General features: G+C 36.3%; 8 protein-coding genes. All 8 read right to left on the bottom strand.

Going from position 1 to position 6,899, the window contains the following annotated elements:
- Positions 1 to 1,013 precede the first annotated feature (1,013 nt).
- Positions 1,014 to 1,388, bottom strand: coding sequence for a YciI family protein (locus TR08_RS19545; RefSeq protein ID WP_045521101.1), 375 nt, complete (start codon positions 1,386 to 1,388; stop codon positions 1,014 to 1,016).
- A gap of 223 nt (positions 1,389 to 1,611) precedes the next feature.
- Complete coding sequence (locus TR08_RS19540) at positions 1,612 to 2,049, bottom strand: VOC family protein (protein WP_045521100.1); 438 nt, start codon at positions 2,047 to 2,049, stop codon at positions 1,612 to 1,614.
- Positions 2,050 to 2,511: 462 nt separating this feature from the next.
- Positions 2,512 to 3,759: a DUF4153 domain-containing protein gene (locus TR08_RS19535; RefSeq protein ID WP_045521099.1), complete on the bottom strand. Its 1,248-nt coding sequence runs from the start codon at positions 3,757 to 3,759 to the stop codon at positions 2,512 to 2,514.
- Between the two features lie 48 nt (positions 3,760 to 3,807).
- Positions 3,808 to 4,023 (bottom strand): helix-turn-helix domain-containing protein, encoded by a 216-nt coding sequence (locus TR08_RS19530; RefSeq protein WP_017153334.1) that lies wholly within the window; start codon positions 4,021 to 4,023, stop codon positions 3,808 to 3,810.
- A gap of 11 nt (positions 4,024 to 4,034) precedes the next feature.
- Positions 4,035 to 4,517 (bottom strand): DUF2975 domain-containing protein, encoded by a 483-nt coding sequence (locus TR08_RS19525; RefSeq protein ID WP_045521095.1) that lies wholly within the window; start codon positions 4,515 to 4,517, stop codon positions 4,035 to 4,037.
- A gap of 282 nt (positions 4,518 to 4,799) precedes the next feature.
- Positions 4,800 to 5,075 carry a hypothetical protein gene (locus TR08_RS19520; RefSeq protein ID WP_052427536.1) on the bottom strand — a complete coding sequence of 92 codons (276 nt, stop codon included), beginning with the start codon at positions 5,073 to 5,075 and terminating at the stop codon, positions 4,800 to 4,802.
- A gap of 662 nt (positions 5,076 to 5,737) precedes the next feature.
- On the bottom strand, positions 5,738 to 6,151 hold the full coding sequence (locus TR08_RS19515) for an ankyrin repeat domain-containing protein (RefSeq protein ID WP_202964977.1): 414 nt from the start codon (positions 6,149 to 6,151) through the stop codon (positions 5,738 to 5,740).
- A 181-nt stretch (positions 6,152 to 6,332) separates the two neighbouring features.
- Complete coding sequence (locus TR08_RS19510; RefSeq protein WP_045521093.1) at positions 6,333 to 6,743, bottom strand: nucleotidyltransferase domain-containing protein; 411 nt, start codon at positions 6,741 to 6,743, stop codon at positions 6,333 to 6,335.
- Between the last annotated feature and the right edge of the window lie 156 nt (positions 6,744 to 6,899).

Raw genomic sequence — 6,899 nt, 5'->3', positions numbered from 1 at the left:
CGGAAGGGAATATCCTATGCAACAGGATAGTCTCGAAGAGACACTGACTTTGTGCGGAAGAAGTTGCTTCTTGTCGCACCCCCCGTTCACACCGTACATGAGACTTTCACCTCATACGGCGTTCCAACTAATCCAATTCGATTTAAACATCAACACTTCAGAAATCGTAGCCCCTTCCGTGTCTCAATTCTTTCGTTTTAATAAGTCGGTGCCTCCCGTAGGAGGTGAACCTCTATTAGTCTCACAAGAACCTTATTAACCGATAAGGATTTGACTTGCATGATTAAATGATTCTTCATTAGTCTAGTAGCTATCCCTCCAGGCTGATTAGACCTTTCATTGGTACTGTGCCACCACTTTCACTGACATAAAGACAAGTTATACAATAACTAATGTCATTATTGCTTTCCTTGCCAACGCTTCTTCGGGAGTAAGCCCTCCACGTTATCAGCTTACAACGTTGAATTATATCTATTATAGAATGAACTTAGGTGCTTCCTTTAAGCCTGTTAGCATTCATACGCCTGTAACGTATCATGGATTTTCATATTAGTTAGTCTTACTCATCCACATCTAACCTCACAATTTGGTGATATACACATTTCTATGTATCGCAGGTATAGACCCGTACATTCGGAAGTTCGTCAGCTTAACCTGTTACGGTAAATTCTCACGCCTTTTCGCCGAGCTTATAACACTTTCATTCTTACTAACCCCAGTGCTATTCGACTAAGAGAGAACCCTTCAGGGCGTTACCCCATCATTTGATTCTTCGACATAATCCTTCAGTTCCGACAGGAACTGTCTAGCCTTTACCTGAGTAATGTGACCATTCTCAATTTAAGCTAGAAACATTTCGCACAATTAACCTGCTCCGTTAGTTCAAGAAGAAAAAGCTGCCTTAATGACAGCTCTGAACTTCAACTCTAGCACCCTTTAGCTGAATAAGGTAAATGCGACAAATAGCCATTGAGCTTCACACCTTATACTAGAAGAAAAATAAACTTGACCATTTATTCTCTCTTCTCGTAGTAGTGGATAGGGCGGATTTCAATCCTCCAGTCAAACTGCTCACCTGCCTCCAATTGTGTGGTTGGATGTAAGGAGGCCACCCTAATTGCTTCCTTAATGTCAAGTGCCTCTATGATGAACACACTGCCTATCATCTCATTAGTTTTGGCAAAAGGACCTTCAGTAACCTCAACTTTCCCGTTCATCCTCTTCAAGCATTTTACTTCCAAGTCAACACCAACATCCATAATTACTTGACCGCTTTTGTAAAGTTCCTTTAGGTGGGGCTGACATTCGCTCAGGACATTTTCGATCTCCGCCTTGGGGCTGGCATCCATTTTCTCTGGGTTGAAGTAACCCAAACACAAGTATTTCATTTTAACGTCTCCTTTTTATGAAAGCAGTTTTTGATTCCAATGGTATTTTTTACTATTAAGTAAAATTCGACTAGTCTTTATAAAATCCTTCTTCAACCTGCTTCGTTAGTGCAATAAGAAAAGCTGCCAAAATGACAGCTTTATCTGCAACTCTTGCACCCGATAGTTTAAGAAGAAATCTTTAACGTTGGAGATCTAAATCATTTAAAGTCCCATTCAATATTTATCTGATTTTCTCCGCCAACTCTAAAATAATTCCCTCTGGACCACGAACGTAGCATAACTTATAACTTTCTTCATATTGCTGTATCTCACTAAAGATTTCCGTTCCCTTCTTTTTCAATTTTGCAACAATAGCTTCAATATCTTCAACAGCAAAGCAAATATGTCGGATACCCAGCGTATTTGCAAAAGGTTGCTGAATATCATTTTCATCTGACGGCGTATAAAATTTGACTAGCTCTATCCATGCCTGACCATCTGGCATCCCCAAACCTACACATGCCGTTTTAACATCATTAAGCCCAACTATTCTGTCCAACTGTTCTCCATCCAATTCCCATTCGGCTTGCACTTCAAGTCCTAAATCAAGAAAAAACGCTTTAGCCTCTGAAAGGTCATTTACGTTTATACTCACATGATCTATTCTATTGATCTTCATATCTCATACCTCCTATGTTCCTGTTATTTTCAATACCTGTATTGGTGTAAGGTTTGTTTGAAATTATAATTCGCTTAAAACAGAAAATATCCTTCTTCAACAAACCTGCCACGTTAGCACAATAACACAAAGGATCGCCGCAGCAACCCCATTCTTCAACTTTTGCCCGCGTGTGTAAGTACATCTTTCACATTTAATCTAACTCAAACTTAAAACTTGCAACTTTAGCTTTTCAAATACGTTACAAGAAGTCCTTTTTCGGTGGGCACATGAAACTGGTCATATTTTATAGAATCCAGTTGCAACAATATATTATATCTTCTAATTTGAATACCCTCTTTTTACTTTAGTAATGAAAAAAGCCAAAACTATGCAACTCTGTATAAAAAGCTGCATAATATCGGCTCTAAGGGTTTTATACGTTATAGAAGACTAGCTTTTCGTTACATTAACAGAGCCTTTCTAATTAAAAATTATAGGAAAAGTAAATGTAACGAAAGCTGCCCAAAGTCCGTAGACCGGCAAATACTTAGTAACGGCATCTTGGATAGTTGAAGGTCCGGATTTGTTTTGTAGAAATCGCATATAGGAGAGCATGATCCAAATTAGATTTGCCCAGATAAGTATGTTTACTCCTAAAACAGCAAGTCTATTAGGCGTAATCCCATAAGAAGAAAGCCTGAACACGATGGCTGACAAAGCCACACTGTCAATGATAAGCGCAAGAACAATTAAGGCAAAATTTATATAATCTGAAATGTTCTTCTTCTCGTCTGAGTCGCTCTCGGTAATGGAAAATATGGTAACGGCCAATACACCAAGGAGTATTCCGTTGAAGGCTATCAGGAAATTGCGATCCAAGAATGGATTTTTTCCGACCCATATAACCGTTATAAGATAGACCACCAATGTGACAAGGACAAGAGGACTAAAAATTTTAGCTATATATGGTGTAATATTCTTAGCAAGTTTAAGATTCATTGATACCAGGTATGCAGCCACAATAGCGAGAGCGGCAGCACCAAATAAAACGACATTGCTAAAATAGAAGTCTTCTATATCCAAGCCAACAAAGCTAAATAACTGCATGGTTAATGCCGCTAGTACCATTCCGCTAACTGCCATGCTGGCGTAGAGAATACAATATTCCAAATTAAATTTAATATAGGCTAATCTTGTACTGCCTTTTGAATATTCATTTCCTGTAAATGAAAGCCCCACCAATACCCATAAGAATATGGGAAGGTGTAAATAAGCAAGGATAATACTGTCTTTATAATTTAATGGCAGGATATTAAGATAAAACCCGGAAATTAGGAACAACGCGGCAAGGGTATAAATAACACTTTTTTTCGGAGTATTATTGTAAACAAAATAGGCAGCAATAAAGGGAATTATACCAAAAGCCAGGTTAATTGGAGCAATTGCTTCCTGTTCGACAAAATGGAAAATGATCCTGGTGCTTATCCCGGCCAGAATGGCTAAAATGCCCATGAATAAGAAACCTTTTTGAAGGAAGGAAGATTTTTCTGTAATTGCCGTCTCCTTGAAATGCAATCTTTCATACCAAACACCAAGAACCTGAGAATCAAGATTTTGTTCCCATGCGGTTGAGAATGACTTTTTAAAAGCTTTCGGGTCTTTTCTATACATTCTCTCCAGCTCATGAGGGTTAGCAATATTTTCAATAATCAAATTGTTAATGTCCATAGTTATACCTCCCCTAATAATTTTTATAATAAGTTTTCTCCACAATGTTTAACTGTCTTCGTCACTTTTGTATTCTAAAATATCTCCAGGCTGACATTCTAAAGCCTTACAAATTGCCTCTAATGTGGATAATCGAATCGCTTTTGCCTTTCCATTTTTCAATATAGAAAGGTTCGCCATTGTTATTCCAACCTTCTCCGAAAGTTCTGTTACGCTCATTTTTCTTTTTGCTAACATCACATCAATATTAATTATAATTGCCATTGTTATTCACCTCAAACCGTTAAATCATTTTCTGATTTGATATCAATTGCTTCTTGTAAAAGTTTTTGGAGAACAGCCGCAAAGACTGCGATAACCATCGAAGCAAAAGGAACAACCAATCCAACAAAGATAACTCCTGGTGCGTCGTCTACTTCCGCAAAGATATAGAAGAGCGGCCAAACTAGCACATGCAAAATACTGATTGTGATGGCACAGTATTTGATTTTCTTTAAAGCTTTTACAGATAAATCGGAGAAAGCTTTATTTTTGTCAATATAGCGTAAGAGTTTGAAAGCCTGATACAAAGCAAAGTAAAAAGGTATCGCCGATGCATCAAAAGCGATGAAAACGAGATATTTTATAAAAGCAAACTCTGGAAGCAATTTTGCTGCAAGATTCGCCATCTCAGGCACCAAAAAGATGCACAGAGCAAGAACTGGGATTCCTAAAAGAATAACAGATATTTTTAAAAACAATGTTGTTACTTTTCCCATAAAAAGCACCTCACATATTTATTCTGATTTTGATTTTAATATAAATTTTATCGTTTTTCAATAAATTTTTATTAATTTGAACAATATTTTTATTGTAGGTTTTTGTTTTAAGCAAAAATAAAAAGCATTTCTCATTCAAAGAAATGCTCTATAACTTTAAACCATTAAATTTATAACTTGTACAGCTAACCTGCCACGTTAGTCGAATAAGAAAAGGCTGCATTTTTAGCAGCCAGATCTTTAAGGAAAGCACCCTTAAGTTTAAGTAAAATCTTTCACAAACTAATTCTTTAACCAGGTAAGTAACCTTACAATTTGAAACGGTTCACTCCAAACGATAATGAAACTTAAAAAAAATAATGCAACAACTGCTAAAAACTTTGCAAATCCTTTTTCCCTTCTAAATAAGCCTCCGAAACAAAATAAAGAGCCAACGATTAATAAACCAAATCCAAATGCCATAAGAGGTTCAAACAATTCTGGAAAAACATAAGAGGATGAAAATAACAGAACACCCATTACTGCAAATATGAAAGACCATATACTAAAACTTTTCATTAAAGCCCCCCTATTATTTACTTATTTTACCAAATACATTATTGATTGAGAATATATTAGATTATATTTTAGTTTTATTAACTCCCAATCTAACCTGCTTCGTTAGTGGAACAAGAAAAAAGGTTGCCGCAGCAACCCCAATCATCAACTCTTGCACCCGTTAGCCATCCATGCAGCGCAAAATCAGCGCTGCACCACAGAGAATGAAAATGGATCTGGCAGTCCATACTGTTTTAATGCTGGCGACGAAGGTCTTTAAACTATGGTGCCATTGAGCCCATCCGTTAGTCTGACTCCAACTACCACGGTGTACCACCGACTGTCGCACCCTTTAGGGGTAGCACTCATGGGAGATTAATCCTTTTTCTGGTTGTTGCGCCAGCTTTACCTGATTTCACTTTTAGTAGAAAGGTTCCACAACTCGATTTACCAGCCAATCTTATATACGATCCTTCTAGAGGCTCAGCCTTTTTTTAAAACTGGTTTTTCTGGGTCTATTTTTGTATGCCCTTTTTCAGTTTTTATTTTCATGGGAGTGCAATAAAATTATTTCTCTAACATTTCAATCAATTTATCATTTCCTACCTGCCTTGCGAAGTCTAATGGTGACCTACCTGCATTATTCTTTGTTGTTTTATCTGGATTGTACTGCATAAAAAGTTCTACCAAATCGTAATACCTACTTTACAGTTAAAAACTGCTGTCCATAATTCATTGTTACCATATTTGTTTCTAATGTTTATATCTCCTCCTCGTTTAAGAATTTCTCTTGCTACATCCAAATTAGGGTGTTCACAGATTGAGTGTAACGCAGTATGACCATCTTCATCTGTCATATTTACATCGATACCATTATTTATTAGGAATAACGATATATCAAAATTTTCACCAGCAATAGAATATTGTAATAAATCTGTCCCGAATTCACTTTTTCTATTGATTTCTTCTAAAACAAATTTATTCTTAAATGATTCTAAATCTCCAAATCCCGCCAAAGTAAAAACATCTGCTTTATCAGTAGGCATTCGTCTTTTCTTCCTCTCATAACAATATAAATAATATTTCTCTACATTCATACTCGTTTCCTTCTTTAACTAAACTGCCCATTAACACAACAAGAAAAAGGGATCGCCGCAACGGTCCCTTCTTTAACTCTTGCACCCGTTAGATTAAGTACATTACTTCACATACTTGTTAATAAATAAGAAAATGACGAACTTCATCTCATAGAATCGAATTATTATGTTTAAAAAAAGTTTAAAATTGATTTAGATACTTTGTTATACCGTTAAAAGTATTTTCTTTTTCAGTTACAATCTTAAATCCATTTTTAACAACAGTTTTTGTTCCTTCATCTAATGGCTCACTAACCCATTGGTCTGTAACAACTCCATATTCAACCTCGAATCCATTGTCATAGAAAACTCGTAACGATGTCAAAATTCCCCATTCTTCAAGTGAACAACTCTTAATACCACTGTAATGAAAGTCGGATTTAATAATACTTAAAGTAAAGTCTTTATTTGTTGAAATAATAACTAAATCGACATCAGATTTCGAATTATAGTCACCTCTGGCATATGAGCCAACAACTGCAACGCCTTTTATATCGTTTTGATGTTCTGACCACTCCTTAAATTCGTTAAAAAGTAAGTCTGCTTTATCCATTTTTTAGTCCCTCCATTTCAAACTTATGAAGATACAAATTCGCTTTGTTTAGAAGATAATCCTTTTTTCACAAGTCGAGTAGAAGAGAACCTCTCTACCTTACGGTAGATTGTGTTCTCCCCCCTCCCAGAACCGTGCTTGCGCAATTAACGCACA

Source organism: Neobacillus niacini, assembly GCF_000759675.1.
Classification (GTDB): domain Bacteria; phylum Bacillota; class Bacilli; order Bacillales; family Cytobacillaceae; genus Neobacillus; species Neobacillus niacini_A.
Note: the sequence above shows the minus strand (reverse complement) of the source record. Positions and strands in the feature narration are given on the sequence as shown.

What these genes read in the sequence shown, in the direction of transcription:
- TR08_RS19520 (WP_052427536.1), bottom strand. Translation starts at nt 5,075, where the DNA reads ATGAAAAGTTTTAGTATATGGTCTTTCATATTTGCAGTAATGGGTGTT.
- TR08_RS19530 (WP_017153334.1), bottom strand. Translation starts at nt 4,023, where the DNA reads ATGGCAATTATAATTAATATTGATGTGATGTTAGCAAAAAGAAAAATG.
- TR08_RS19540 (WP_045521100.1), bottom strand. Translation starts at nt 2,049, where the DNA reads ATGAAGATCAATAGAATAGATCATGTGAGTATAAACGTAAATGACCTT.
- TR08_RS19525 (WP_045521095.1), bottom strand. Translation starts at nt 4,517, where the DNA reads ATGGGAAAAGTAACAACATTGTTTTTAAAAATATCTGTTATTCTTTTA.
- TR08_RS19515 (WP_202964977.1), bottom strand. Translation starts at nt 6,151, where the DNA reads ATGAATGTAGAGAAATATTATTTATATTGTTATGAGAGGAAGAAAAGA.
- TR08_RS19510 (WP_045521093.1), bottom strand. Translation starts at nt 6,743, where the DNA reads ATGGATAAAGCAGACTTACTTTTTAACGAATTTAAGGAGTGGTCAGAA.
- TR08_RS19545 (WP_045521101.1), bottom strand. Translation starts at nt 1,388, where the DNA reads ATGAAATACTTGTGTTTGGGTTACTTCAACCCAGAGAAAATGGATGCC.
- TR08_RS19535 (WP_045521099.1), bottom strand. Translation starts at nt 3,759, where the DNA reads ATGGACATTAACAATTTGATTATTGAAAATATTGCTAACCCTCATGAG.